32 protein-coding genes and 1 pseudogene are annotated in these 25,161 nt (G+C 54.2%); 22 read left to right on the top strand and 11 right to left on the bottom strand.

Annotation, left to right across the window (positions count from 1 at the left end; all coding sequences use genetic code 11):
• Nucleotides 1-11 precede the first annotated feature (11 nt).
• The 10 genes from AC812_RS02650 (at nt 12) to AC812_RS02685 (ending at nt 6,645) form a co-directional block, all read left to right on the top strand.
• Nucleotides 12-1,352: an ATPase, T2SS/T4P/T4SS family gene (locus AC812_RS02650; protein WP_061914329.1), complete on the top strand. Its 1,341-nt coding sequence runs from the start codon at nt 12-14 to the stop codon at nt 1,350-1,352.
• A gap of 14 nt (nt 1,353-1,366) precedes the next feature.
• Nucleotides 1,367-2,251 (top strand): type II secretion system F family protein, encoded by an 885-nt coding sequence (locus AC812_RS02655; protein WP_061914331.1) that lies wholly within the window; start codon nt 1,367-1,369, stop codon nt 2,249-2,251.
• 62 nt (nt 2,252-2,313) lie between these two features.
• On the top strand, nt 2,314-3,105 hold the full coding sequence (locus tag AC812_RS02660) for a hypothetical protein (protein WP_145962520.1): 792 nt from the start codon (nt 2,314-2,316) through the stop codon (nt 3,103-3,105).
• Between the two features lie 14 nt (nt 3,106-3,119).
• Nucleotides 3,120-3,275, top strand: coding sequence for a hypothetical protein (locus tag AC812_RS17425; RefSeq protein ID WP_157235386.1), 156 nt, complete (start codon nt 3,120-3,122; stop codon nt 3,273-3,275).
• Between the two features lie 4 nt (nt 3,276-3,279).
• Nucleotides 3,280-3,840, top strand: coding sequence for a methyltransferase family protein (locus AC812_RS02665; RefSeq protein WP_061914335.1), 561 nt, complete (start codon nt 3,280-3,282; stop codon nt 3,838-3,840).
• Nucleotides 3,840-5,045 carry a hypothetical protein gene (locus AC812_RS02670; RefSeq protein ID WP_061914337.1) on the top strand — a complete coding sequence of 402 codons (1,206 nt, stop codon included), beginning with the start codon at nt 3,840-3,842 and terminating at the stop codon, nt 5,043-5,045. The genes AC812_RS02665 and AC812_RS02670 overlap by 1 nt, the downstream gene beginning before the upstream one ends.
• Entirely contained in the window at nt 5,018-5,554 is a 537-nt protein-coding gene (locus tag AC812_RS02675) for a hypothetical protein (protein WP_061914339.1), read from the top strand. Before AC812_RS02670 ends, AC812_RS02675 begins: the two co-directional genes overlap by 28 nt.
• 30 nt (nt 5,555-5,584) lie before the next feature.
• Entirely contained in the window at nt 5,585-5,731 is a 147-nt protein-coding gene (locus AC812_RS17430) for a hypothetical protein (protein ID WP_157235391.1), read from the top strand.
• Between the two features lie 72 nt (nt 5,732-5,803).
• On the top strand, nt 5,804-6,202 hold the full coding sequence (locus AC812_RS02680) for a TadE/TadG family type IV pilus assembly protein (RefSeq protein WP_061914341.1): 399 nt from the start codon (nt 5,804-5,806) through the stop codon (nt 6,200-6,202).
• Entirely contained in the window at nt 6,202-6,645 is a 444-nt protein-coding gene (locus AC812_RS02685) for a pilus assembly protein TadG-related protein (RefSeq protein ID WP_061914343.1), read from the top strand. Before AC812_RS02680 ends, AC812_RS02685 begins: the two co-directional genes overlap by 1 nt.
• A gap of 147 nt (nt 6,646-6,792) precedes the next feature.
• Here the strand turns inward: AC812_RS02685 and AC812_RS02690 are convergent, their stop codons facing one another.
• The 3 genes from AC812_RS02690 to AC812_RS02700 all read right to left on the bottom strand — a co-directional run bounded on the left by AC812_RS02690 (nt 6,793) and on the right by AC812_RS02700 (nt 9,509).
• On the bottom strand, nt 6,793-7,512 hold the full coding sequence (locus tag AC812_RS02690; RefSeq protein ID WP_061914345.1) for a hypothetical protein: 720 nt from the start codon (nt 7,510-7,512) through the stop codon (nt 6,793-6,795).
• An 84-nt stretch (nt 7,513-7,596) separates the two neighbouring features.
• Complete coding sequence (locus tag AC812_RS02695) at nt 7,597-8,823, bottom strand: sensor histidine kinase (RefSeq protein WP_082148969.1); 1,227 nt, start codon at nt 8,821-8,823, stop codon at nt 7,597-7,599.
• A complete protein-coding gene (locus AC812_RS02700; RefSeq protein ID WP_061914349.1) occupies nt 8,820-9,509 on the bottom strand; it encodes a response regulator transcription factor in 690 nt (229 codons plus the stop codon). The genes AC812_RS02695 and AC812_RS02700 overlap by 4 nt, the downstream gene beginning before the upstream one ends.
• Nucleotides 9,510-9,744: 235 nt before the next feature.
• Between AC812_RS02700 and AC812_RS17435 the strand changes: the two genes are divergently transcribed.
• From AC812_RS17435 to AC812_RS02745, 11 genes and pseudogenes are all read left to right on the top strand, one after another.
• Entirely contained in the window at nt 9,745-9,930 is a 186-nt protein-coding gene (locus tag AC812_RS17435) for a hypothetical protein (RefSeq protein WP_145962521.1), read from the top strand.
• Nucleotides 9,931-10,103: 173 nt separating this feature from the next.
• Nucleotides 10,104-10,496, top strand: a complete 393-nt coding sequence (locus AC812_RS02705) for a hypothetical protein (protein ID WP_061914351.1) — start codon at nt 10,104-10,106, stop codon at nt 10,494-10,496.
• Between the two features lie 577 nt (nt 10,497-11,073).
• Nucleotides 11,074-12,219: a Rad52/Rad22 family DNA repair protein gene (locus AC812_RS02710; RefSeq protein ID WP_061914353.1), complete on the top strand. Its 1,146-nt coding sequence runs from the start codon at nt 11,074-11,076 to the stop codon at nt 12,217-12,219.
• A gap of 30 nt (nt 12,220-12,249) precedes the next feature.
• A complete protein-coding gene (locus AC812_RS02715) occupies nt 12,250-12,669 on the top strand; it encodes a single-stranded DNA-binding protein (protein WP_061914356.1) in 420 nt (139 codons plus the stop codon).
• Between the two features lie 64 nt (nt 12,670-12,733).
• On the top strand, nt 12,734-13,081 hold the full coding sequence (locus AC812_RS02720; protein ID WP_061914358.1) for a DUF6166 domain-containing protein: 348 nt from the start codon (nt 12,734-12,736) through the stop codon (nt 13,079-13,081).
• The gene (locus AC812_RS02725) at nt 13,078-13,371 is read left to right on the top strand and encodes a DnaJ-like cysteine-rich domain-containing protein (protein ID WP_061914359.1); all 294 of its coding nucleotides are present in this window, start codon (nt 13,078-13,080) and stop codon (nt 13,369-13,371) included. Before AC812_RS02720 ends, AC812_RS02725 begins: the two co-directional genes overlap by 4 nt.
• Nucleotides 13,372-13,423: 52 nt before the next feature.
• Nucleotides 13,424-13,849, top strand: coding sequence for a hypothetical protein (locus AC812_RS02730; RefSeq protein ID WP_061914361.1), 426 nt, complete (start codon nt 13,424-13,426; stop codon nt 13,847-13,849).
• Between the two features lie 17 nt (nt 13,850-13,866).
• The gene (locus AC812_RS02735) at nt 13,867-14,331 is read left to right on the top strand and encodes a hypothetical protein (protein ID WP_157235393.1); all 465 of its coding nucleotides are present in this window, start codon (nt 13,867-13,869) and stop codon (nt 14,329-14,331) included.
• A 76-nt stretch (nt 14,332-14,407) separates the two neighbouring features.
• Nucleotides 14,408-15,124, top strand: a pseudogene (gene radC, locus AC812_RS18335) (RadC family protein); the annotation flags it as partial.
• 72 nt (nt 15,125-15,196) lie between these two features.
• Nucleotides 15,197-15,574 (top strand): DUF6573 family protein, encoded by a 378-nt coding sequence (locus AC812_RS18340; protein ID WP_346265123.1) that lies wholly within the window; start codon nt 15,197-15,199, stop codon nt 15,572-15,574.
• 10 nt (nt 15,575-15,584) lie between these two features.
• Nucleotides 15,585-16,694: a hypothetical protein gene (locus tag AC812_RS02745; protein ID WP_061914365.1), complete on the top strand. Its 1,110-nt coding sequence runs from the start codon at nt 15,585-15,587 to the stop codon at nt 16,692-16,694.
• Between the two features lie 172 nt (nt 16,695-16,866).
• Here AC812_RS02745 and AC812_RS02755 read toward each other — a convergent pair whose 3' ends face one another.
• The 8 genes from AC812_RS02755 to AC812_RS02790 form a co-directional block, all read right to left on the bottom strand.
• The gene (locus AC812_RS02755; RefSeq protein WP_061914369.1) at nt 16,867-17,562 is read right to left on the bottom strand and encodes an ABC transporter ATP-binding protein; all 696 of its coding nucleotides are present in this window, start codon (nt 17,560-17,562) and stop codon (nt 16,867-16,869) included.
• 32 nt (nt 17,563-17,594) lie between these two features.
• Nucleotides 17,595-18,452, bottom strand: coding sequence for a hypothetical protein (locus tag AC812_RS02760; RefSeq protein ID WP_061914371.1), 858 nt, complete (start codon nt 18,450-18,452; stop codon nt 17,595-17,597).
• Complete coding sequence (locus AC812_RS02765; protein ID WP_145962523.1) at nt 18,452-19,270, bottom strand: hypothetical protein; 819 nt, start codon at nt 19,268-19,270, stop codon at nt 18,452-18,454. The genes AC812_RS02760 and AC812_RS02765 overlap by 1 nt, the downstream gene beginning before the upstream one ends.
• A 38-nt stretch (nt 19,271-19,308) precedes the next feature.
• Nucleotides 19,309-20,112: a hypothetical protein gene (locus AC812_RS02770; RefSeq protein ID WP_061914375.1), complete on the bottom strand. Its 804-nt coding sequence runs from the start codon at nt 20,110-20,112 to the stop codon at nt 19,309-19,311.
• A 118-nt stretch (nt 20,113-20,230) separates the two neighbouring features.
• Nucleotides 20,231-20,647, bottom strand: a complete 417-nt coding sequence (locus AC812_RS02775) for a hypothetical protein (RefSeq protein WP_061914377.1) — start codon at nt 20,645-20,647, stop codon at nt 20,231-20,233.
• Between the two features lie 141 nt (nt 20,648-20,788).
• Nucleotides 20,789-21,049 (bottom strand): hypothetical protein, encoded by a 261-nt coding sequence (locus AC812_RS17440; protein WP_145962524.1) that lies wholly within the window; start codon nt 21,047-21,049, stop codon nt 20,789-20,791.
• Nucleotides 21,050-21,542: 493 nt separating this feature from the next.
• Entirely contained in the window at nt 21,543-21,929 is a 387-nt protein-coding gene (locus AC812_RS02785; protein WP_061914381.1) for a hypothetical protein, read from the bottom strand.
• A 144-nt stretch (nt 21,930-22,073) separates the two neighbouring features.
• Nucleotides 22,074-22,688 (bottom strand): response regulator transcription factor, encoded by a 615-nt coding sequence (locus tag AC812_RS02790; protein ID WP_061914383.1) that lies wholly within the window; start codon nt 22,686-22,688, stop codon nt 22,074-22,076.
• A 523-nt stretch (nt 22,689-23,211) separates the two neighbouring features.
• Here AC812_RS02790 and AC812_RS02795 point away from each other — a divergent pair.
• A complete protein-coding gene (locus AC812_RS02795) occupies nt 23,212-25,155 on the top strand; it encodes a DUF6094 domain-containing protein (RefSeq protein ID WP_061914385.1) in 1,944 nt (647 codons plus the stop codon).
• Nucleotides 25,156-25,161 lie beyond the last annotated feature (6 nt).

A 25,161-nucleotide genomic window follows, 5' to 3' on the forward strand; every position in this document is an offset into this window, starting at 1 on the left:
GAGTAGCTGGCATGTTCAACGATGGTAACGGCAATGGAAAGGGATTGGCAGGTCTGTATGACCTCAGCCAGAGCGCCAGTCGCCCGGTCGATGAAGCCTTGAGAGAAGTGGTTGCTAACGAAGTGATTGACCAGATCAACCGGGAGTTCCCGGTGGAAACCTTGCGATCGCCCTCCGACGCTGACCGGCAGCGTATTCAAGAACGTATCAATGCCCTGGTAGGGGTGTCTTTCCGACGCAACAACACTTATTCCGGCTACCAGACCGACAGCGCCCTGGCGGCTGAATTAGGCCGGCGCCTGATGGGTCTGGGTTTTCTGGATCTGCTGTTACCGCCAGCCCGAACCGACCTGTCAGAAATCTGCATCTACTCCAGCGGGCTGGTGCAAGTGATGAAGAAGAACTCCGTCCGTTGGGAGACGCTGCCCGAGTTGAAACCTGATCCCGGCGAGATCAACCGGGTACTGGATCGCATCCTGGGTCCGCAAAACAAGAGCCTGAATGAAGCCAATCCCACGGTCAACGCCAAGCTTCCCGCCACACCGCACAATCCCGGCGGCGGGCGAGTCAAGGCGCTGCATCCGGTCATCGCCCCACCTGGGCGCAATCCGAGCATCAACATCCGTCTGTTCGAGCAGAAGCCGGTTTTACCGGGGTGGATTCTGGACCGCCAGATGATGAGCGCCGAAATGATGGATCTGCTGCGAAGGGCTATCGAACAGGGCTACCGCATCCTGATCACCGGTGGGACGCGCACTGGCAAGACCACCCTCCTCTCGGCGCTATGCAATTTTCTGCCCTCTGCCTGGCGCATCGTCAAGATCGAAGACCCGGAGGAGATCTGGATTGACCGTTCAACAGTGCAGACCATCGAAGCCCGCCCGGCTGCGCTCGGCACGGAAATCCAGCCCTATACGCTGGCGAATGGTGTGGATGACGCCCTGCGCATGTCACCGGACTACCTCATCCTGGGCGAAGTGCGGGATGGTCACGCCGGATTGAGCCTGTTTCGGGCGATGATGACCGGGCACTCGGGTGCCTGCACCTTCCATGCCGATAACCCGCGCGAAGCCGTGCGACGCCTGACAACGGTTTTGGGGGCTGATGCCGGTGTTAGCCCATCGGACGCCTTGCAGTTGATCGCCGAGGCGATTGACCTGCTGGTGCAGATAGGCATTCGAGATGAGGTGCGTCGGGTGACGGTGATCGCCAATGTCGCCAAGGAACTCGTAAATGGCGATATCAGATTCGAGCCAATCTATCGCCTGGACGACCCATCGCCAGAAAGCCAGCCGCATTGGACAAAAGTTGGCAATCTTCGCCCGCGTATCCTGGCGGAGACGAGCCTGTAGGAGGTGAGAACACGATGATAACCCTGGTAGGTATTCTGGCAGGACTTTTGGTTTATGTTCTCTTTGCGCCGCGTCGTGTCCGGCGTGGCGAAGCCAGCCAGCGCATTGCTGAGCTGTATTCACTCGAAACAGCGCGTTCCTTGAGTGAGTTGAAGCCGGGATCGTTGGATTATAAGCTGCTCGCTGCCGGCGTGCGCATGCAGCCAGTCACCTTCCGGCTACTCACTATCGCCGTGGCGGTGGCTGCAGGGGTCATCACTTGGCCCTTTCTGCCAGGTTTGCCCGCCTTGATCATCGGCGTCGTCGCAGGGTATTTACCATACGCCTGGCTGGATGACCGGGTCAAAAGCCGCGGCAGGGAAATCGATCGCTTGCTGCCAGTTGCCGTAGGTCGGATCACAGCCGGTTTGCTGGCGGGGAGTTCGGTGCCCGAGGTTCTGCAGAAGACCGGCGAGTCATTGGAAGTAGAAGGTCCCAACCCGTTGACTGCGGAGCTCATGCTGACCGCGGCAGAATTGCGCAGCAAAGAACGCCAGCAAGCCCTGCGCGGTCTGGCTGCTCGTTCGCCTTCTACCTCGCTCTCCAATCTGGCTTACCTGCTGGATGGTTACAGCGAAGCCGGCGGTAGTAAGTATGCTGAAGTCCTGCAGCAGATTTCTCAGCGCATCCAGCAAATCCTGGTGGCGCGCAACCGCGCCGTCGCTAAGGCTGGCGATGCATTGCTCTCCGCCCGCATCATTCCGGTTGTCCTGCTGATCGTCTTCCTGTTTCTCACCCGTGATCCGCTGATCCAGGAATCGCTCCTCTCCCTGCCCGTTCAGATAGTGATCTCGGCTGGAATCGGGATGATGGTGTTGGGTTATCTGCTGATTCGTTCCATTGTATCGGAGGCGGTATGACGATTATTTACCTGCTTGGACTTGCGACCGCAACCTTGCTGATCGTCTTATGGGTCGAGTTTGTGCCTAGCCTTCCCTCGGGTAGAGCGGCGCGCTATCTTCGCGAGAGCGACCAGCCAGCAAATCCCGAGCTGCCCGGTTGGCGGAAGTGGCTGGCCTGGCTGGATCGCCCCACAGCGCGCTGGGCTCCCGGTTCGATTCTCAGGCGGACGAAAGCAGACCTCTATTTTGCCCAGCTTGCCGGTAAGTGGCAGGGCTGGGACGAAGTTCAGTTTACCTCCCTCAGGGTTGCCCTGGCTTTAGGCGCGCTCGTGTTTGGGTTGCTGGTCTATGACGACCTGATTCCGAGTGTAATCGCTGCCTTGTTGGGTTGGCAGGTGCCTGTGGTGCTATTGGGCGGCGTCGCTCGCCGGGTGCGCCGGCGTTTCCAGGCGCAGCTCCCTGAATTCATCCAGCTCGTGGCGGCCCAGATGGCTGTTGGCGTCTCTTTGGAAGAAGCTCTACGGCGAACCGCCCAGATGGACAGCCTGGCTGCGCAGTGGATGCGCCACGTGCTGAAGATGTCTCAGGGCCGCGTCATCTTCACCCAGTTGCAGAAGGAAGCCCAGGCTTCGAATATGCCTGACTTGATCGGGCTGGCAGTGCAGTTGGAATTCGTGCGCTTGGGAACCGCCCAGCAAGAGCTGATGGCGCAGATGGCCAATCGCATCGCTGCAGAATATACCGGCGGAGCGGAACAGCGCGCCGAGCGTGTCGGCGCGGAGCTGGTCATTCCCATGGTGGTTTTCTATTTCTTGCCCTTCATTGCCGTCATCCTGGCTTTGATCGGCTGGCCGATATTGGCAACGTTGTAAAGGATTGTGAGGGTATGCCAATGACGATTACAGAATACTTCGCGGCGCGTGCCGTAGCGATTGCGGGTTCCACCTTTGCCTTGGGACTTACCCTGGGGTGGTTTCTCGCCATCCTGCACTTCGGCGGCTCATCCAGCTCATCAAACAAGCGAGATCGAGACGAGGATTGAGCGGATGAAAGACCGATTGGGGCTGGCTTTCTTCACCTTTGCGGCGGTTGTTTCGGCTTTGGCTGCCTGGGAACAGCCGACCATCCTGGCCTGGCTGGCAGCTATGCATAACGCCATCCTGGCAGCGCTCTACGCCCGGCGTAAACCGGCGAAGAGTTACGATCAGCGTGGCTTGTGGTTGGGGATACTGGCTGCTGTACTGCCGCTGGCAACCCTCTATCCGGCTCAGATGCCTGTGCCAATCTTAATCGTCGGTCTACTTGGGTACGGTTTGGTGCTCTGGTCTTTGCTTGCCTTGGGGGGCAGCTTTGGCATTGGGCCCGCTGACCGCGGTCTGGTCATTCAAGGACCTTATCGTTATATCCGCCACCCTATGTACCTGGGAGAGCTGATCTTACGGGCTGCCCTAGTAGTCTCTTCGCCTCAACTGCTGCTTGCTGCAACACTACTGTTTGCGCTGATGATTATTCAGGGTGCACGCGCCCTTCGGGAAGAGCGCATCATCAATGCCTATAACACTTATGCCAGCCAGGTGCGATACCGGCTGATCCCGGGAGTATGGTAATGGAGCTGCAACTGCTGCCCCTGATCAGCTACTTCATAGCCGCGGCGTACTTAGCCGCCTGGTTATTCCACCAGTCGTGGGCGCTTGTGGGGCAGCTACGCGCCTGGATATTCCACCATAAGGCGGCCGGCAGAGTCCTGTCGTTGAGCGCACTGCGGGAAACCAACGATCGGTTTGGAATATTGCTCAAGATCCTTGCTGCAGCCATCGGTATTTTCATCGCGAACCGGGCAGTGATCTGGATATCCAGAGAGTGGCTTATCCTGGTATTGGTGGCTGCTGCGGTTTTGAGTGAGGAATTTCGACCTTCGAGGATTGCAATAAATCTGCTGGCGGTTACAGTTTTGATGGACCGAATCCACGTTTATACCGAATCGGGTAATGATCTATTCGAGGTGCTATCAAGGGCTGTTCAGGATCTGCCAGAGGGAGAAGTACAACAGGCGCTGCGAGAAGCCTTACACAGGCGGCGCAGTGGTCTTGCTGCCCAGGAATGTCTGGCATTATTGAGCGGGATCGATCCTCATCTGGATGAGTTTGTGCTCACATTGAAACATATCAACTTGCAAACAGGACCTGTTCTGGTTCAGGTGGCTGATCGACTGCACCAGCGCGCGGGTCGAGGGTGGGATCGCGCCAGCCGGTTTATGCTGACGAAGGAGCATGTCTGGCCTTATCTGCGCATTCTCAGAGCAGCCATCGTAGCCGCTATCATCGTCTTAGACTATAACGGCGTCTCCTTGCATTTTAATGCCTGGCCAAGCCACATTACGGCTTTGTGGCTCGGATTGGGACTGATCGCTGCCGGCTTGTTACTCTATTTCATCCTCACCAGCAGTTGGCCAAGGCGGGTACTGGCAGTGTTCCTGCTGTTGCTTGTCTCATTCCCCGTTATGAACAGGATCGGTATCCAGAGCCCGTGGTGGCTCCAGCTAAAAACGGTTACCCATGTCTCGGAAAATCTCATGGCTTCAGAATCCATGGTTGGTGTATCGGTGTCGCAAGAGCAGGTGCAAACTGGGCATAAGGGTTTCCCAGAGCAGGAACTTTTGTCTCGAAGCAATTTAAGCTCTGTTCTTCTTCCTGTCCCCACACCATCAATGACCATCACGAACACCGATACAACAACTTATTCACTACCATCAAAGGTCTCAGAAGCAGATCTGGAGGAGTTGTGTTGCCATCGTATTTACCAGCCCAGATAATCGCCTGGGCGCTTCTGCTGGCCTGGCTGGCGATATGCGTGATTTTCGACCTGCGCTCTCGGCAGGTGCCAGCCTTCCTGACCGTCTTGCCGCTAATCCTGGCTGCTGTATGGCAATTAATCCAGGGCGGCTGGCAGCTTGTGGTTCTGGTGGCGCTCCTGGTCTTGATATCTGATCTGCCCCAGGCAAAATGGCGCATACCGGTCGCCTGTGCTTCCACAGTCCTGGGTCTATGCATTGCAGGGTCGCCGAGCATCGTGTATGCCATGCTGGTTGTTTTTGCTGTCTGGGCGCTGTGGGAGATCGGTGCATCCGGCGGCGCAGACGCCAAGATCATCATTGCTTTGGTGTTGTTCTTCGCCGACGGATTGCTGTTTATCCCGATTGTCCTGGTGGGCGGCGTCCAGGGACTGGTAGGGTTGGTTGCCAGGCGGAAAACCATTCCCTATACCGTCGCGATTGCTGTGGGGACGGTCGCCTGGCTGTGGATGATCAGCTATTCCGGTTAACCAAACTCAAAGAAAGGAGGTGAACAAGTCATGCGTTTCTTACGAGATCGTGCAGCCATTGAAACATCGGAAGTGGCAGTAATTATCGCCGTGGTCGTGCTGGTGGCTTACGGAGCTTACCAGCTCCTGGGCGCCCGCATCGCCCAGGTCGTCCAGGATGTCGCTGGACGGTTATGAACAACCTGCTGGCAAGGGTGGGGTATGGTTCTGCCCTTGCCAGCGCCTTACTTGATTATCAGGAGGTCGAAAATGCGATTTCTATTCTCTAAACGTGCGATTGAGACATTGGAAGCTGCCATCACTTTCCCGATCGCCATCCTGGTCATGCTTGCGACGGTTAACCTGGGGATGGTGGTGTATGGTCAGCAAGCGGTGCAAGCAGCCGCCCGGCATGGGGCCCGCATGGGTAGCGTGGCGCAGCAGTGCGGCGCTTGCTATGCCGCCAGCGCAGCCAGCAGCGCTATCGATAGCGACCCAATCGTCAAAGAACCCAGCGTGGCCATCCTTTCCCCAGGCGGAGTGGCCGGCAGTATCCTGAGCGTGCGGGTTTCGGGCACAATCCCCAGCTTCCTGGGCACCCTGGTTCCCGGATTGCCCGGCAATTTTCCAGTTTCGGCGGAAGCGACCTTCCGGCAGGAGGGATGGTAATGATGCTCAAGCTGCTGCAAGATAAACGCGCTTACTCGTTGACCTTCTGGACAGTCTTCTTTGGCTTTGTCCTGATCCCGATCATGGCTTTAGGGATCGAGCTGGGCCGTTACTACTACGCCAGGGCGGAGATAGCCAAGGCAGCCGATGCCGCCGCCCTGGCTGCCGCTGCGGAAATAAGCCAAAGGGTGTTTGAGGAAACGGGGGACTTGCAGCCTACCAGTAAAACCTGGGCTAACGCCCAGGCCTTTGCCAGTATGAATAACGGCTACCTGGCGCAGTATGGGGTAAATGCGGTCGTGACAGGGATAACGGTGGACGCAAAGGATGATACGGTATTGGTGCAGGTATCTGCGAATCTGGAAAGACTATTTCCAAGCGTGGTGCCGGGTGTGATTGTCACAGAGAGAGGCTTTGCCAAAATTCGCGCATTTACGCATTGAATTCCTTATTGCTCTCTGTTTATAATCTTCGGACAAGAGAACGACTGAATAGGGGCACAAAGCTTGGCTGTGGTTAGAAATAGGGAAGAGAACACCTGGGGTCGCTTCTGGCGAAACTTGCCGTTAGTGGTGGAGCAGCTACACAATTCAATCACCCGTTCGCCACGAGCTCACGTGATCGTTCAAAGCATAGAAACTGGAGCAATTCGGTCCACAGGAATATGTCGGTCCGGTGTAATTGGTGAAGTCGAAAACCTCGAGCACGTTGCACCCTGAGTACGAACTACCTGAAGCAAATTTGTTATCCAGATTGCTAGGGAGTGATGTCTTCCCGTAACTGATCGAGGTTGAACAACCAGAAGGACCGTAATACTCTACCAGGAGAGATCCATAGTTCGTGTTATCGTAGAATTTAGCAATCAGGTAGCTTGAGTCAAGCGAGATACCATTGATCGAATCAATCGGGCCGCTGGAGCAAACCGGTTCCGATTCCTTAGATTCTTGTTCGCCAGGTTGGATCGGCTCAAGGAAGAACACACAGCGGTACACTGATTCCTGGGACGGGCCAAAGACCACTTCGCTCTTTTCAGTTGGCTCGTATGGCATTATTTCCCAGCCTTCATCTCCTGGTTTGATGGGCTCGAGGAATTCAACCTGCGCTTCTGTGATGGGCTCACATCTCTGGTCACTGGTCGTCGAGCTCGAATCTCCTGTCTGGATCGGCTCGAGGTTGACAACCTGAGCATAGCCAGGGGGACATTCCAGCTCTGCTCCGATGTTCTCAGCAGAGGCCCTATGGATCGCATATGCCATCAGGCCGCCCGCCAGGACGAGAATCCCAATAGCTAACAGTATTTTTCGCAGCATATTTGCACCTCCTGAAATAGATTTGATTTAGCTGCTCCACCGATTTCAGGATAGCAAATTAGGTGTCAAGTCTTTGTTAAGTGTTTATGAATTGGGGAAATCGCCCTTATCTGCGGGCAGCCAGATCGTAAAGATGCTGCCCACACCCGGTGTACTTGTTACCTCAATATGACCGCGGTGTAACTGTATAATATGAGCTGCGATGGATAAGCCCAGTCCAGCTCCCCCCTTGTGCTGGTCACGTGATTTGTCCACCCGGTAGAATCGCTCGAAAATGTGAGGAAGTTCTTCTGAAGGAATTCCGATTCCCGTATCTGAAACTCTGATCAGGATCCATCCTTCCCGTCGTTGGACGGCGACCTTAACAGAACCACCAGAATGATTATAGCGGATTCCATTCTCTATCAGATTGCTTATTGCTCTAACCAGTAGAGGCCCGTTGGCCAGAAGCGTCTCTTCATGCACTGACTCTAGGTGTAAAGTCACCCCGCAGCTTTGCGCCAGAAGGCGGTTTTCTTCCAGGGTCTCCTCTATCAAGACACCCAGGTCGACGGGTTCCAGCCGCAACTCTTTTTCCCCACTGGTCAGCAAGAGGAGATCCTCCACCAATCTTTCCAATCTTGTTAAGGCTCGATCCTGGACGGCAGCGGCCTGTCGGTAGTCGGCCAGAGAAGCCTCAGAATCCTGTTGGAGCACTTCTAGGTTCATGCGCAGAGTTGCCAGTGGGGTGCGCAATTCGTGGGCTGCATCGGCCACAAATTGACTTTGTTGTTCGAAAGCCCGTTCCAGGCGCGCCAGCATGTCATCGAAAGCATCAGCCAGTTCTTTCACCTCATCTTGCGGCCCATCCAGGGAGAGCCGCCGATGAAGCGTGTCGGCTCGGATTTGTCGAACCAAGTCGCCAAGATTATGCACTGGGTGTAATGCTTGAAGGGTGATCCAATAAGCGCCCAAGGCTCCCAGCAGGGTGAAAATTCCTACCCCGATCAGTGAGATGATGCGCACTTCCCGGATGGCGATCTCCTGGACCTGTTCGGCAACCGGCGCTACCTCTGCAAATGGCACGAGCGTTTGAGTTTCTGAAGGAGCTGGCGAAGAGCGCGTGGGTACCAATTCAAAGGACTGCTCAGTCGGCGCCAGCAGCTCGACGCTAACCGCCCGAGGCAACCTGGCGGCCGTCAGGCTGTTGATAAGCACGATCAGCCCCAGGCCCATCGCAAACAACAAACCGGCCGTCCAGAGCGTCAATCTCCGGTGCAGCGTAAAGGACCTGGCAAGAGTATGCCGTGTATTTCCTAAAAACACCCTCATGACAGATCCTCTTCTGGTACAAGGAGGCGATAACCCTGTCCGGTTACTGTTTCGATGAAGCGCGGCTTTTTAGCTGTATCTCCAAGTTTACGGCGCAGCGAATGGATGTGAGTCCGTACACTGGCGGTGAACAGGTTTACGTCCTCACTCCATACGTGCTCGATCAATTCCTCCTGGCTGACGACCTTGCCGGGATTGCGCATCAAATATTCCAGAATAGCCAGTTCCTTGCGAGTGAGCTCTAAACGTCGCTTCCCTTGCCAGGCTGTTCGGCTGGCTGGGTCTAATTTCAATTCACCAGCGCGTAAAATTGGTTCCCGCACCCGCAGATCACGCCTCATCAATGCCCGGATGCGGGCTACCAATTCTTCAAAATGGAAAGGCTTGATTAAATAATCATCCGCGCCCAGGTCTAAACCGGCCACTTTATCTTCAAGCCGGCTGCGAGCTGTCAACATCAAAATAAGTAGCTGTGGCTGTTTGGTGCGCAGTTGGCGGCAGATATCGAGTCCATCCATGCCAGGCAAATTGAGATCCAGGATCAACAAGTCGTACTCATTGACCTCCGCCAGCTCCAGGCCCTGCTCGCCATCCGCGGCAAGATCCACCGCATAGCCAAGTTTTCGCAGGCCACGCGCCAGTGCATTTGCAAAGTCGACTTCATCTTCGATAATCAGGAGTTTCATTGCTCAAATGGATTATAGCAGCAATCAAACTACCGGTTGTGCATGCCTGCCACACCCCTTCACATGACCTTGCAATCATCATAACGGGCCAGGGGTTAAATTTCTGTTAAGCTTTGATGTGAAAGTGGAAAGGGTTTTGAGATGAGGAATCAACTCTTTCGAGAAATGGAACGGAAAAATTAGGCAGAACGGAGACCCGACGCCCATCTGGACCAACGCCCAGGCCTTTGCCAGCATGAATAATAGTTACATGGCGCAATACGGTGTGCATGCCGTAGTGACAGGTATTATGGTAGATGCTAGTGAGGATACGGTGCTGGTGCAGGTGTCCGCAAATTTAGAGAGGTTGTTTCCAAGCGTGGTGCTGGAGGTGGTTGTTACCGAAAACGGATTTGCTAAAATAAGAGCATTTACCAGATAGGTGATCAGGATAAAATATCATAATGAAACTTTAGTAAATACTATTGACAAACTATGTAAACTAATGCTATAATCTCAGCAATCGAATAATTCAGTCACATACACGTTGGCCGGGACACTCCTGCTGGAGATACGTTCCGGCCGTTTTTGTTTAACCACTTTTAGGAGGCTACCATGATCAACGAAGTCGTTCTCGAAGGGATTGTCGTCAAGACCTGGAAGTATGCCGAAGACCTGCTCTTCCGCATTGCCTGCTACCGCGATCCGGATCTGCCTTCCAAGTCGCTGAACGATGTACCGGATGCGGCTGATTTCGTCACCATCCGCGTACTCAAGGGCAACCTGGGCGCGCCAGTGGTAGTCGAGAAAGGTTACCACGTGCGGGTGCACGGTTTCTTGCAGAGCCGGGATTACGAAGAGAGCCTGGCGGACTTCCTGAAGGATGCCCGTGGGGCGGAGCTGCCGGTTCCGGAAAACCTGGATCCGAATGAGTTGCGCGCTCCGCGCGGTACGACCGAAGTCATTGCCCGGCGCATCATGAGCCAGCGCAACGGATCGAAAAGGTGACTCGTTTGACTGAATAGCCGTTTTCTACTGACGGCGATTCGCAATCATTCGCTTTATCCATCAGGGGGATATCGCAGAACAACCGAATAGTTCAGTTGATTATACGTAGGCCGGTGTGCTTCCCCCAGGAGGGTTGTACACCGGCCTTGCTGCTTTAAGAGCAGCCTGCACCTTGAAAAACAGCCTCTTTGTGTAAACGTTCTGCCCTGGCAGGCGGTGGCCGCTGCCCCTTACTCCGGGGGCGGGTGTCATTCCCAGAACATGGGAGTGCCGTGAGAAGCGCTGGAAGTCGTCCGCAAAGGCCAGGCTCATAAGATGCCAAATACTGAATGTATTGGCTGCCCGGTTGGCATACCACCGGCCGGGCAGCCTCTAATGGAACAGAGCAGCAAACTTTGTCCGCTGAGCCTCCGCTTGGCAGTCAAGGTTTGCTGCCCTGACGTGCCCTGAAGTTATGGAAGGGAAACAAGGGACAGTAAAGCGTTAGTTGGTGCGCCATCATATCTGGCGCAGTAACGTCGGAAACCAATCCCCAAACGTTTTTCTTCTGACACGAAAGGAGCGTAATGCATAAACGATGACTACCGCACCCCCCATCCTGGAAAACCAATTCCAACATGAGCGCATGGCCCGGGCACAGGCTGCTCTACAGAATGGCGACATGCAGGTGATGGTCTTGACCGACTTCGCCTGGATAGTTGCCAGCAAGCGCAGCCATTACACCGTCTCGCTAGATGGCGACGCCTGGACCTGCACCTGCCCGGATTTCACCGGACGCTGTCAGCGTTTTGGCTTGCGCTGCAAGCACATCGAAGCGGTCCGTCTCATTGAGACTGAGAAGATCGCCGAATCCGGGCAGGTAAGCCAGTACACGTATCCACAGTTCTCAACCACTCACACGGAGGAACAAATGACCCAATCTGTACCAACACACGATCCACCTACGCTCGACTCATCTAGCGAGCAGATCCTTTGGCGGCTGCGACAACCGCTGGATATGAACCGCGTCAAGCGCCGCCAGGCTCCCGGGCAAGGAACAGTCCCTTACCTGGAAGGTTACGATGTGATCGAAACCGCCAACGACCTGTTTCTGTTCCACTGGTCGTTCGACCTGCTCAGCGAGCCGCACATCATGCGCTGGGACAAGGTGATCACCTTCTACGATCAGCGTTCCAGGAAGAAGGTGCCGGTTCTGGGCGAAGATGGCAAACCAACCACGGAGATCGCCGGCATCGCTTACATCACCGGCCGGATCACGGTCGAACTGGACGGCAAAGCCTACAATCATGCCGATGCCGGGCGCTGCATCTTCACTGGCGATACGCCCGAAGCCCTGGATATGGCCATCGCCGGCGCGGTCACTGACTGCCTGAAACGCTGCTTCCGCCAGCTGGGCGAGCAGTTTGGCAATAGCCTGTATGACAAGGAGATCGCAAGGACTGCCGGGCTGGAGAACGGTTCTTCGAATGGTCACGGATCGAACGGCAACGGGCAATCCGAAAAATCGACCAGTCAATCGGCATCGCCTAACTCGCCAGTGGCATCCAATTCGCCCGCATCCCAGGCGGAGGCGCTGCAATACCGGGATGGCGTAGCGGTGGACACAAGCAACGCTGCGGAATTGGAGGCTTTCAATGCCTTCAAGTCCGCCCATCAGGAGCTGGCTCCCGCCTCGCGCGAAGTGTTGCGCGCCTGGGTCGCCAGCCGCAACGGTAAGAAGTAATCCCATATTTGAGAGACGGAGGAAAATCCCATGTCATTCCAAACGATCATCATCACCGGTCATCTCGGCCGCGACCCGGAGATGCGCTACACCCCTGCCGGGCAGGCTGTGACTAACTTCAACCTGGCTGCCAATAGGCAGTACACTGACTCGAGCGGCCAGGTGGTGAAGGAAACCACCTGGTTCCGGGTTTCTGCCTGGGGCAAGACTGCGGAAAACTGTAACCAGTACCTGCACAAAGGCAGCCTGGTGCTGGTGGAAGGCCGGCTGGTGTGCGACCCGGAGACGGGCGGACCACGGCTCTATACCCGCCAGGATGGCTCGCCCGCCTCATCCTTCGAAGTGAGCGCCAGTACGGTGCGCTTCCTGTCGGGGCGTGAAGGGGAAAGCGAACCCGAACCTGCCGGGAATGGCTCGGCTGCACCCCAGCACGATGCCATTCCGTTCTGATCCACACGAGATTGCCCTGGGTACGCCTGGGGCAATCTTCTGAATTCCCCACACGGAGGCAAACATGATCAAGAAGATTTACCGCGGCGAACCGGGCGGGTTAGTGAAAGTGATCCTGCCATCCGGCAAGTCGCGGCCCTTGCGACACGTGGTGCTGCATAGCCCAACCGGTTTCGGTTGGGGTTATGGCGGCTCTGGACCGGCAGACCTGGCACTGAGCATCTTGTGCGACGTACTGGGCGAGCGACCGTCTGAGAAGCAGGTCTACCACGGACGGTTCAAAGCCTACCCACACCACCAGGATTTTAAGCGTGAGTTTGTCGCCCGATGGGAGTATGGCAGCGGGTTCGAGATCGCCCCGGATACCATCGCCGGTTGGCTGCGCAAGCGAGGCGTGGAGGTGCAGCCATGACCGATGAGTACATCCTTGTACTGAGCGAAGCGAACGTATCTGATGACGGTCCCGGCTCCGACCTGTTCGATCCCTACGAGACCGGCTGGTGGAAATCTGTCTCCAGCGATGAATCTGCACCTGCAGATCAGCCATGCCCGAATTGCAATGGCGAAGGTTACGTTGTCGTCCGGGTCTATCCCTGGGACGGCTGTTCGTATGATGAAGAGCCATGCAAGTTCTGTAATCCGAGGAAGGATTACACAGAGCTGGATGACGAGTTCCTAGAGGATGTGGATATCCCCTTCTAATCGCTTCTCACCGTTGGCATTTCAATTCCCACACGTCCTGGAGGTACACAGCATGCAAGATATCCTGAACCAAAAGGCGGGGATCGATCTGGCAGACAGGCCCACCCGCATCCGTGTGATCGGGCACACCTACCTGGTCGATTTCGGTCCTTCGACCCAACCCCGTTTTCACACCGTCAACAAGCAGCGCAGCTGCTCATGTCAGTTGAAGGAAAACTGCCCGGCCATCGAGGCTGTGGCGGAGTACCTGCGCAACGGCGGGCAGCGCGCTCCCGACCCGATGCCGCCCTGCCCGATTTGCGGCGCGGAGATTGTCCGTGACCGCAAGTGGGATGGCAAGTACACCAAGGAGCTCGGCTGGCGCTGTACGGTAGGAGGTCTTCGACACTTCCTGGACGCCAAAGCCGAACGCATAAAAGAGGCGCTTCGCCGCAATCAAACAGCGGTCAGCGAACACGAAAGTGCAGCTGGCCGCTGATTTTTTAATTGGAGGAAATGATGCAAGTACACACGTTAACCCACATGGAATTAGAACCCACGCCAGTGCAGATCGGCGAGCCGTTCCGCTGCTGGGAATGTGGTTCGCCTGACCAGGGCGGTATGTTCCTGATCATCGACCACTCCCCGCTGGAAGCCTACACCGATCATGTCTACTACATGCGCCTGGCCTGCGGACACAACCCGCGCTGTGTGCGCCTGGGCGATGCCATTGCCCCGCTGCGCCCGCTGGACCGCTCGATTGATGAGAACCTGGCGAGTGTGCGTGAAGGATTGGCGCACCTGGCCAAAGCCGTACCGCCCGATCAGCAGAACCAGGAGCCGGTCTCCAAGATCGTCTACCTGCTGGTCGCCGGGCGCATCTCGCCCCAGACAGCGATCAACCAGCTGCGCGGCCTGGTACGTACGAACGAGCCGTTCCTGCCTGCCCGGCTGCCTGTCATCGAACAAACCTGGCGGTAATACCGCTACAACCAATTCACACGCCGCCCGCTCTGGAACCCTCCAGGGCGGGCGATTTCTTTACACGGAGGAAAACATGTGCCAGTTGCTTTTACTGCCGGATAAGCCCGGCAACACGAAATACACCCCTAAGCACAAGCTGCTCCCATTGCGGGAGCGCCCGGTCGAACGTGTCAGCGCTCGTGCGGATGCCTGCACGATCATAGAGCTGTTGGCTGCCTTGCTGGGCGGGCCGCAGCCAATTGAAACTGCCGATGCCCTGCTGGCGCACTTCAACGGCCGGCTATCTGACCTTCGCCGCGCGCCGGCGCACGAGATTGCTGATATCCCCGGCATTGGGCAGCAGAATGCCGCCCGTATCAAAGCGGCGGTAGAGCTGGGGCTGCGCCTGACTCTCAATACTGAGGAAGATCGCCCAACCATCCACAGCCCAGCCGATGCGGCTGCTATGTTGCAGCACGAGATGAGCGCCCTGGAACAGGAGCACCTGCGCGTGATCCTGCTGGACACGCGCAACCGGGTGATCGACATCGTGGAGATCTACCAAGGCAGCCTGAACTCCGCTCAGGTGCGGGTGGCCGAGCTGTTCAAGCCCGCCATCCAGCGCATGTCGGCGGCGATCATCCTGGTGCATAACCACCCCTCGGGTGACCCGACGCCCAGCCCGGACGATGTAGCTGTAACCCGCGCAGTTGTTCAAGCGGGCAAGCTCTTGGATATCGACACGCTGGATCACCTGGTCATTGGTCGTGGGCGTTTCGTTTCGCTCAAAGAGCGTGGCCTGGGTTTTGACGGTCGCGTTTCTGAGACAAGACCTGGTTATCACCTGCGATCAGCCAGATATTCCATCCATGAAGATGACGATATGATTTACGCTTACACTCGCTCCCAGGCGTTAGAAGATGGCGTTCTTGTCGATGTCTCTGAAATGGCATCGGAAGCCGGCTTTCGCTATCCAACCGCCATCACCGCCGACTTGCATGCCCGCATCACACCGAACGAGCGGGAGAAAGCGTTTGGTCAGAGCTATGAAGGCCGGCTGTGGGATGTGATATTTCTAGCGTCCTTCGCCGCTCGCCGATCAGATACACAAGATCGATGCAGCTTCGAGGTCGGTCTTTTCGAAGCTGACGAGGCTTTTCCACATCGCACCCACCGCTACACGCTCTCGTTATGGATGGTCGTCGGTCCTGGCGATCAGGGCGAGCCGGTTATCACGATCGGTTTTCCCGAGGATTTTTAGGGAGGCGGCCATGACTGGAAAAACTAACCCAGCCCTGCCTGCCCCCTTCGAGAACACCTACTTCCGGGAACGCGCCATCAAAGCTGCCAACCGGCAAAAGCAGGGACACATCCTGGTTTCTGGTTCCAAACCGGACAACGGTCAAGGCTTGCCCTTGCCGTACATCCACGATGTTCCCGGCCTGCGGCGCGGCAGCTATCCCTACGACTACGAATGCGAATGGGGACGCTTCAAGTACGAATATGAATTGAGCGCCTATCTCTTCACACCCCACAACAGCCAGGTTCCACCCGGCTGGGAGCATTACGACCTGCTAACACCCATCCAGTCGGTGACTGCCATGATCGACCGGGCGCGTCGCCTGGCGACCATCAAGACCCCGGACCACGAGATCGTCCTGCGGGATGTACCGGTGGGCGATAGCCCTTACAACCTGCTTCAGCAGGTCAACGCTGCCCTGGCGCAAAGCTGTCAGCCCTTCGTGGCCTGGCGGCTGGAGTGGGTCAGCGGCGAGGTTGACCAGCTGTGGCTGGAAGGCGTCCCGCAGGTCCGTAATGAACACTGCTCGGCCTATGTCACCGGCTACGCCCATGATGAAGCCGGCAACCTGGTCTACCTGGGCATGGTCGGGCACAAAACGGTGCTGGAGTCGATCCGGGCCACCGTCCAGGCCCGCCAGCGCAAGAGGCTGTTCCTGCAAGGCCGGCCGGTTTACCCACTGCCCACCCACTACTGCCAGACCTGGCAGCACTTGCCAGACTATGGTGTTTACCACGCGACTCTGATCGCCGATCCCGCCCTGCCGGGCAAGTGGCAGCCGGGGGAGGAGGTAATTTATTTACTCGTTTTCGAGGGTGAACTGCCGGATGGATCGTTGCCGGAAACTCAGGCTCGACGCGTTCTCGCTTCTCGCCTGTCAGAAACATTACCAATCCCGATTCTGGACGAATGGCATGAATCTCTCTGGGAGGCGAGGCAGCGGGAGAACCTGATCGTTGGGCTGGAAACCGGCGGCGATTGTCAGGAAGGATACCTGGTGCAGTTGACCGAGACGATATGGAAGGAGGTGATTACCAGATTATTGATGGAACGAAAGATTCGGATTTCCAGCGGTCAATGATAAAAGCCATAACAGGAAGGGATCAACTGGTTCCCCTCCTGTTATGGCCTACTCGATTAGCTCAGATTTGGGACTTTAGTAAAAGGTCTCATCGCTCTTATGATCATTTGATCATTTTCCGGAAACAATTCGCGGTTAGGAAAGTAATGCAGACATTTCCCAAGGGGCAAGTTTAGAAACGAGCTGGCGAAATATGGATAGAGCTCAAGCGTCCATTCCCCATCACAAATTCTGCATCACAAAGTTCATCGATCTCCTCTCGGCTATGGCTGGTCAACAGGATTGTAACCCCATCAGCTCTCAGTTCTTTCAACAGTCGATGCACATCCTTTATCCCTTCCCGGTCCAAACCGTTTGTGGGTTCGTCAAGAAGTAAGAGCCTGGGGTTCTCCATGATTGCCTGGGCAATTCCAAGACGCTGGCGCATTCCGGTCGAATAAGTGCGCACCGGCTTGGGTTCGTACGGATCCAGTCCAACCAGACGTATCGTGTTTACAATATCTTCGCGGGAAATCCTGTTTCGTATCATTGCCAATAACTGCAAATTTCGGAAACCGCTGTAGTGTGGCAAAAAACCCGGTGTCTCGATCAGGACACCTGTTTCGCCAGGAAATTCCACGTCTTTCCCTATTTCCCTCCCAAATATCCAGACCCGCCCCCGAGTTGGATGTACCAGCCCACAAATAACGCGTAATAACATGCTTTTCCCCGATCCATTTGGACCGCTAATGCCGTAAATCTTGCCAGGGGGGACGTTCAAGTTGATGCCATCCAGGATGAGGCGATCTCCAATTTGTTTGGACACCCCTTCTATGGCAATGGCTAACTCTGCCTCCCGTGTGGGTTTCTCGATATTTTCAGACTCCATTTTTATCATTACTCCATCTTTCCTTCCTAACATCAAGTCGCAGGGCCATAGATGTCCATTCGTCGCACGTACCAGGTGCCCACGCCGAACACAATTAGAAACAATGTGATGTTATAGATGAGCGACCATTCCATTGAAAATCCGGGCACATTCGGATCAAAGAACGTGTGTCGTAACAGCATTGATTGAGATCCAGGTAGCCAACGACTCAAATACGGGTTGTCGATTCCCAAAAGCCAGGAAATAATCGTCACAACCGAGATCGCGCTAAAGCCATAGAAAGAGCGTCTGCTGATAAGTGATAAGGTCAACTGCATAGAAGCCAGCGCGTATAGAGTGCTACTGAACAAGATGAAAATCCACCCCAGAAGTGCACCAATTTCCATACCCATTGGCATAACCCACATATCACCAGAAATCATCAGTTTGCTTGGTTGCCAGGACCAGGGCAATACGATTGATCCCCCGGCTAAGACTGCAAAAACAATCACCAATACATATCCGATCGCAAAGATCCATAAGGCAACTGCTTTTCCAAACCACCAGCGAAGTCGAGAACCAACCAATGGGACAACCGCATATCCCCTATACAGCAATTCGCCAATGGCAATGTCACCGAACAGATAGAAGAAAAGGATATGGGATATTAGCCAGGGCAATGCCTGTAGCAAAGAATAACCCCAAACGCCCGGCCCGGAAAATGAAACGAAGAAGGCATCCCAAAGATTAACTGTCATTGCACCCTGGGAGGAACTTAACCGCTCGACAACTTGTATTGCACTGCGCCAACCTATGAATCCAAAGAGAACAAATACTCCGGCGAGGGAATGCCATCGCAGCGAAGTTCGCAGGTTCCAGCATATCGTGGTGAATAATGGAGCACTGCTCATCATTGCTCTCTATGTATAAAATCTTGTTTGTGGGCAAACTTGAATCCAACGATCAGTAAAATGGAACACCATAAAACCCAGTAATATATTGAAGTCGGTAGTGATGGATACGGTGTTATTACGTCACCAAAAGAGTGGAGGTTAAATAACAGGTGTTGATGGATAGACAGGTAAGCATAAGGAAGGGGTAAGTTCGCCCTCAAAGCGACCAGCCCGCTAAAGTTAGCAATGACGCCGGCGGTAAACCCAACCAGATAGTGATTAGAAAGCAGGGTGAAGCACATGACCAACAGTCCCATGCTAAACCATCCAAGCGATAGTAGAAGAAGAAGCCATCGAATAGCAGATGTGGATGAAATGGTTAATGCTTCTGGATTAAGATTAAATTCCTGTGGATATTGTAGAACTGCTTGGCTCCAGGAATTATCCCAGGGAAGGACAAACGTGGCTGTCATTGCAACAATCCCAACGTTCAAACCAGTATAACAAAACACCGCTAATCCTAAAATCAGGACTTTACTCAACCACCAACGTCTTCGCGAGCCCACGCGTAACAAGGCGAGTTGACCAATCCCCGACTCGAGAAACATGTCGCTGACCAGGTAGAGATAAAGCGGATTAAGCACAAAAAATATCAGATTGCCATTGCCGAAAACGCTAAATAAGGCATCCCATGAATTGCTGCTCAACCCGTAATTTCTGGCACGAACCAGCACCCCCCCAATAACAATATACGAAATAAACAGAATTGTAGGGATCGGCAATAACCAGCGCATGCGCAGTAATTTTTGCTCGATTTGGAAGTACAGGTAGCGCACAGGGATTATCCTCTGTCGTTGCTTCTTTGTTAATTTTCTCAAATTCTACTTTTCACCTTGTGTGCCATAACGAAGTACAGCACGGTGCTGATGAGAAATACGCCTCCTAAATTGGTTAACACGTTCAGCCACGTAATATGATTCAACCAGTGGGGGACAAAAGCTGAAACAGGCGACCAGGCCGGTATCCCTAGAATCGCCAAACCGTAATGGACTATATTGTAAAGGACGAAAGGCGTTGCCAGGACGATGTAGCGATTGTCCGTGAGCGCAGAAAGCGATAATCCAAAAATCGCGTAAGTTGCCCCAAACAAAAAACTTAATGCGATCAGGGACAAGATATATAGATCAGGCGCTGATTTGTACAAAGCGCCAAACGGTCCGAGAGCCTCCGGCATAGATAGTACACGCTGCTCAAACGGATCTGGATTTAAACCTCTGGGTAGAACAAGATTCGTGAAGGCAAAGTATAACAGCATCGGTAAAGACACGGCCAGGCCGCCGGATAAGAAAGAGATCGCGTATTTCGCCGAGAGGTAGCAGCGATAGGTAGTCCTGCTCAGAACGAGACGTAAATAGCCCAACCCGCGATCGTGAGCGAATGAGTCTGCGAAAGGTAAAACCGCAATGAGAGGGACAATGAGTCCGATGAGCCCCTTTTGGGCCCAGATCACGGCATCATAGGCATTGTTGTAAAAAGGAGGCAGTCTGGCAAGATACTCAGGGTCTGAAGGGCCCGACATGTAATCTACATAACCATAGGCCAGGGCGAGAAGTCCTAAAACGACTGCAAAAAAGAAAGAACGGCTGAGAAAGGCTCGGTTTATCTCTTCACGTAGCATGGCATTTTGTCATTTATTCACAGTTTTGGCTCGACCATTAATTATACGGGCAACTGCGCGGACGGAGGGAATCGCACTGTCCGCGCAGTTGAGGTGCGTCTCGGGTTAGTGAAGTATTTTAGAATCCACAAGATCCAGGATTGTCTGGGCTCCACTTCCCAATTGCCTGCACATCAACAGGCGTGGTTATATAAGTGGCGATGCGAGCATGGTATTGCTGGTCCGCTGTAGAAGGATTCAAAGTGTATTCCCTACGTTGATTGTCACTAATCGATTGATAACCCGCAGCCACGTTATTGTTAAGGAGCTCGATCCTTGCTCGCAGTGTGTAATCACCCCCTACAGCCTGGCTACAAACGACTGCTTTATCGGTTGAGCTCACTTTCGTCTGGTTGTTTGTTGACGTTGAACCACCAAACTTGGGCACAGTGACATTGTAGTTATAAAACGAACCTGCCGCAAGGGCTTCTCCTACAACAAAAATGCTGAGGGGCGTTACGAGAAAGACCGAAAGGATCAGACGGGCTTTCTCCAAAACTTTTCTGCGAATCAAGCAAATGGATATGTTCGATTGTATATGACATTATGCTTTTTACCAGTTCATCTCCTTTCTACCCTTCACGGGCTTCAGGGTTTTTCCTTTTCTCATCAGACATACATTTGTTATTTTTTAGAATCATGGCAACCGTGCAATGGCAAGTAAGCCAGCTAAAAAAATTAACCCTGCGGAAGGAAGCAACAAAGGTCCCATACTGAACCGCGCTAGGTAAACACCGAGGGTGAGAATTCCACCGATCACCAGCCATGCGACACTGGTTAGGGCGAGGGTCCCGCTTTTTTTGATCGCTAACCAGATCGAAGTAAGACAGAGACACAGCAGAAGAGCTAAAATTGGTAAGGCGTTTCCACCGATACTGAAAGCTAAACTAATGCTCATTTCACCTCGTAGGACAGCTCCCAGATCCAACTGGTGAAATGTTACGCCGATGGCGAGGATTCCTCCCCATACCCCTCCTAGGAGCCCTAGAACTCGCCCGATTCGGCTGACCGCTATCTTATTTCCAGACACGGTAGCGCACCCTTCCGGCCGGCACAACGCTTCCTGAGTAAGTTCCATAACCCCCACATCCACCCTGGTAATCTACTGTCATATCGTTATAAAGGGTAATGTTGTAGGATGGCTGGCCTCCACAAAATGGCCCGCCCTGACAATAGAAACTGGCATCCCCTCTCGCCCAGGCAACTTGAGAACTCGTGTAACCTTTGGTTGCGTGAGGGCCACTGCTTCTGTACCACCAAGGATAATAAGTGGTTGCTGTGGTAGAACCTCCAGAGAGAGTAACCTTTACATTGTCCCAAGAGTAAGTTTGATCGGTCTGAATAGCGATCATGTCTAAATAAATGACATCCTCTTCAAAAGTTCTCAGCTGTCAGGTATCCACAGTCAGGATCGAATCCCCCACCCTCAAGTCGTTATTTTGGGTATTCGGTTGATCGGATGCAGGAACTTCTACCGCTTCGACTGTCTTTTCGTCTACCGGTTGCTGGGAAGGATTGGTTACCCAGGTCGGAACCGATGTCAGTCTGGTTTCACTGACTAGAACTGGGTTGCAGTTCTCGTCGAACTCGTAAGCAGCTTCTGCAAATACCACCCCATCCTTTCCCCCAACGTAAAGCGGCGGAAACTTCCAGGTGCCAGTGCAAACCTTTTGATCGTTTTTGCGAGGATCCAATCTCCCGCTCGCGATAGCTGGAGTTCCTTGAAACAAGTTCAAGCCGAACAGCAGAGCAGTCAGCAAAGCAAAAAATTGTTTCATGGCAGGCCTCCGTGGTACACCGTAAGCAAAAACGAAAAAGGGAACAAACTTTTGCTTTCAGTCTACGGATGGAGACCCATCTCGTCAATGACTCTAAGAGATTAATTATGGATTAATGTTGGATTATTCCCAATTAATCCATGGCTATGATCGGGGTAAATCGTTTGGACGTAAGCCTGCTTTTATTGCAAGTGCTGACGCTTCACCGCGAGAGGAACAATTAAGCTTCTTTAGAATCTGATGAACATGATGACGAACGGTATTTTGACTGACGACTAAAAACTTAGCGATATCCTTATTACTCTTTCCTTGCGTGATCAAAATTAATACCTGACGTTCCCGAGAAGTCAGTGTGGAAAGGATTTCTTCTTCTCCATTTAGCTGCTTAGTTAGTGGGGGATCAATATAAGTTGCTTCCTTTACTGGCCGATCCTTTTTATTGTAGATTATTCCCCAAAAAGCGGCTACAAGGAGCAGCAGAACTTGCGGAAGCAAAAAAAGGCCGATAGTGAAACGGCCCAGATAGACAAAATAAGCCTGTAAAAAGCCGATAACAGCCCAGATGAGAACAGAATTCGGAATCTTAAAGGGTTTCAGGGCAGAAATGACCACCAATAAATTGCCAATGGCCAGGAGGATAATGAAAGGCGAAGCGTTCCAATCCTGGTTGATAACGATGTTGAAAAGAACTGTCGTTGCGACGCCTAGTCCCAGTAATCCGCCCAGGAAAGCAATGATTCGCGGCAGATTATCAGACATTTTAAACCTCCATCATTATGTTAGTCTCCCTTTCAATCGTTAGTAGCCTTCTCGCTAATTAATATACGCGTGAAACTTATATCAGTTTATCATGTGCAACCTGTCCAACATCGTTATTGCTACAGATATAAACTCCTGTTGATAGGCACCTATATTTTCGTATTGTAAATCGAGAACTACCCCAACGAAGACGGAAATCAAGTTTAGATCGATATTGGGAAGGTATTCTGTGGTCTGCTGGGTTTGTTACTCCAAAGCATCTCCAATTCTTAATGGCAGGCCTCAATCCCAATTGATTCTCTGGAATTATTTCCATGCGAATCGGTTTTTACAAAAGCGTGGAATTCTAACGTCGGCGAATAAAAAGTAATAGGAATTTTAGTCAGGAGGTGTAACCCAACTAAGTCTTCGATCAGGACCATTGTTCACAAAAGCTAATGAATATTTTACCCCCCAAGGGGACCCATTGCCCCTCAGGGGCAACGCGTCTTCCAGGGGGTAATACACAATGGAGGATACACACATGAGACTTGCAGGCATTGAAAAGGGAGGGTTTTATCCCTACCCAAACCACATGGCGGAAGCTACGGCTTCCTGGTTCATCCCGCCACCAGCGGGAACACGCGGGCGACTGCTCGATCCCTGCGCCGGTGAGGGCGAAATCGCCAGCCTCCTGGGCAGGCTGCTCAACTGCGAAACCTGGGGCTGCGAGCTGTTCCCCTATCGCGCCGAGAAAGCCGCCGCCCGCATGGACAAGTGCCACAACGCCGCCTGGGAGAGCTGTTCCCTGACCGACGAGTCGGTCACACTCTTATGGCTCAACCCGCCTTATGATGACGACCGGCACGGTAACGAGAAGCGGCTCGAGCTGGCTTTCCTGAAATCCACCACGCCCAAGTTGGTGCACGGCGGTGTGCTGGCGTTCGTCATCCCACAGCGCATCTTGCGACTGGTGGAGATCGCCCGCTACCTGGCGAGCCAGTACGAATGTCTCACCATCTTGCGTTTTACGGACGGCGAGTATGAGCGCTTCAAGCAAATTTTGCTTCTAGCGACACGGCGAGATAAGTACAACATTCCCCACATCGAAGAGATCGAAGCCATCCAGCGCCTGGCGGAGAGTGATCTAGCGCCGTTAGGATTTGCCCCAGAGCCGATCTATCCGCTGTTGCCTGCCCCGCTGAAAGGCGCCGGCGGCAGGGCGATCACCTTTCGCCGGCTGGATTGGGCTCCTGACGACCTGGTGGAAGCCAGCCGCTGGGCGGGTGTGCGCAAGACCCGCGCCTGGCAGGATCTGGTTCATCCGGTCAACAGCGAGGTTGCTTTCACCCCCACCATGCCGCTCAAGAAAGGTCACCTGGCGATGTTGATGGCTTCCGGCTTGATGGGAACCTTGAACCTGACGGACGATGAGGGTCACCTCATGCTGGTCAAAGGCAGAGTGATCAAGGTGGTGGATAAAACCACTCACCGCGACGATCACGACCCCGACACCCTGGTCGAGCGTTTCCGTGACCGCTACGTGACCACGGTGGCTACGCTGAGAGCCGCCCACGGCCTGGAGATCATCGAGGACACGGAGCGCCTGACCGACTTCATGAAGGCGCACGGCGACAAGATCGCCGCCCACACCCTGGCAGCCTACCGTCCGCTTTATGACCTGAAGCCCAGCGAAGAAGAGTTAGCAATCCTTGATCGTCTGGGCAAGCAGCGCAAGCCATTGCCCGGTCAGTCCGCTCCTGGCCTGCTCCCTACCCAGAAGCACGCCGCCATCGCCGCCGCACGGGCAATCCAGATTCACCGGACGGCCAACATTCAGGGGGAGATGGGGTCCGGCAAGAGCTCAATTGGCCTGGCTGTCATTGAGCTGCTCGACGCCTATCCAGCCTTGATCTTGTGCCCGCCGCACCTGGTGCCCAAGTGGATCCGTGAAGCGGAAGAGGTCATCCCCAGCGTGAAAGCGCGTGAACTGCGCCGCATCGGCAAGGGAACGGACAGCGATATCAACGACGTGCGCGCTTTCCTGGATGACTTCGAGACCGGCAAGCTGGGGCGCAAGGCCATCGCCGTGGTTGCGTCCACCGCAGCCAAGATGGGCGCCGGCTGGAAGCCGGTCGTCCATGCAAAGACGATCAAGCTCAACGGCAAACCGCTGGTGGTGTACACCTGCCCGCAGTGCGGCCAGGTACAGACCGATCACCAGGGCATTCCGGTGACCGAGATCGAGTACTTCCAGAAGCGCCGTAGCTTTTGTTCGGCGCAGGTGAGTGGCTGGAAGCTGGATACCAAAGGCCGGCGAGTCTGGGATCAAGATGGCAATCCGGTCTGGGAGACGCGTCCCTGCGGCGCTCCGCTCTTCGAGTATTCCGAAGCCCGCCGTTGGTCAATCGCAGAGTACATAAAGGATAAGGCGCATAATCGTTTTAAGATTTTAATAGGCGACGAATGCCACGAGTGTGCGCTGTGAAAGCTA

Origin of the sequence: Bellilinea caldifistulae (assembly GCF_001306055.1) — a bacterium.
Lineage (GTDB): Bacteria > Chloroflexota > Anaerolineae > Anaerolineales > Anaerolineaceae > Bellilinea > Bellilinea caldifistulae.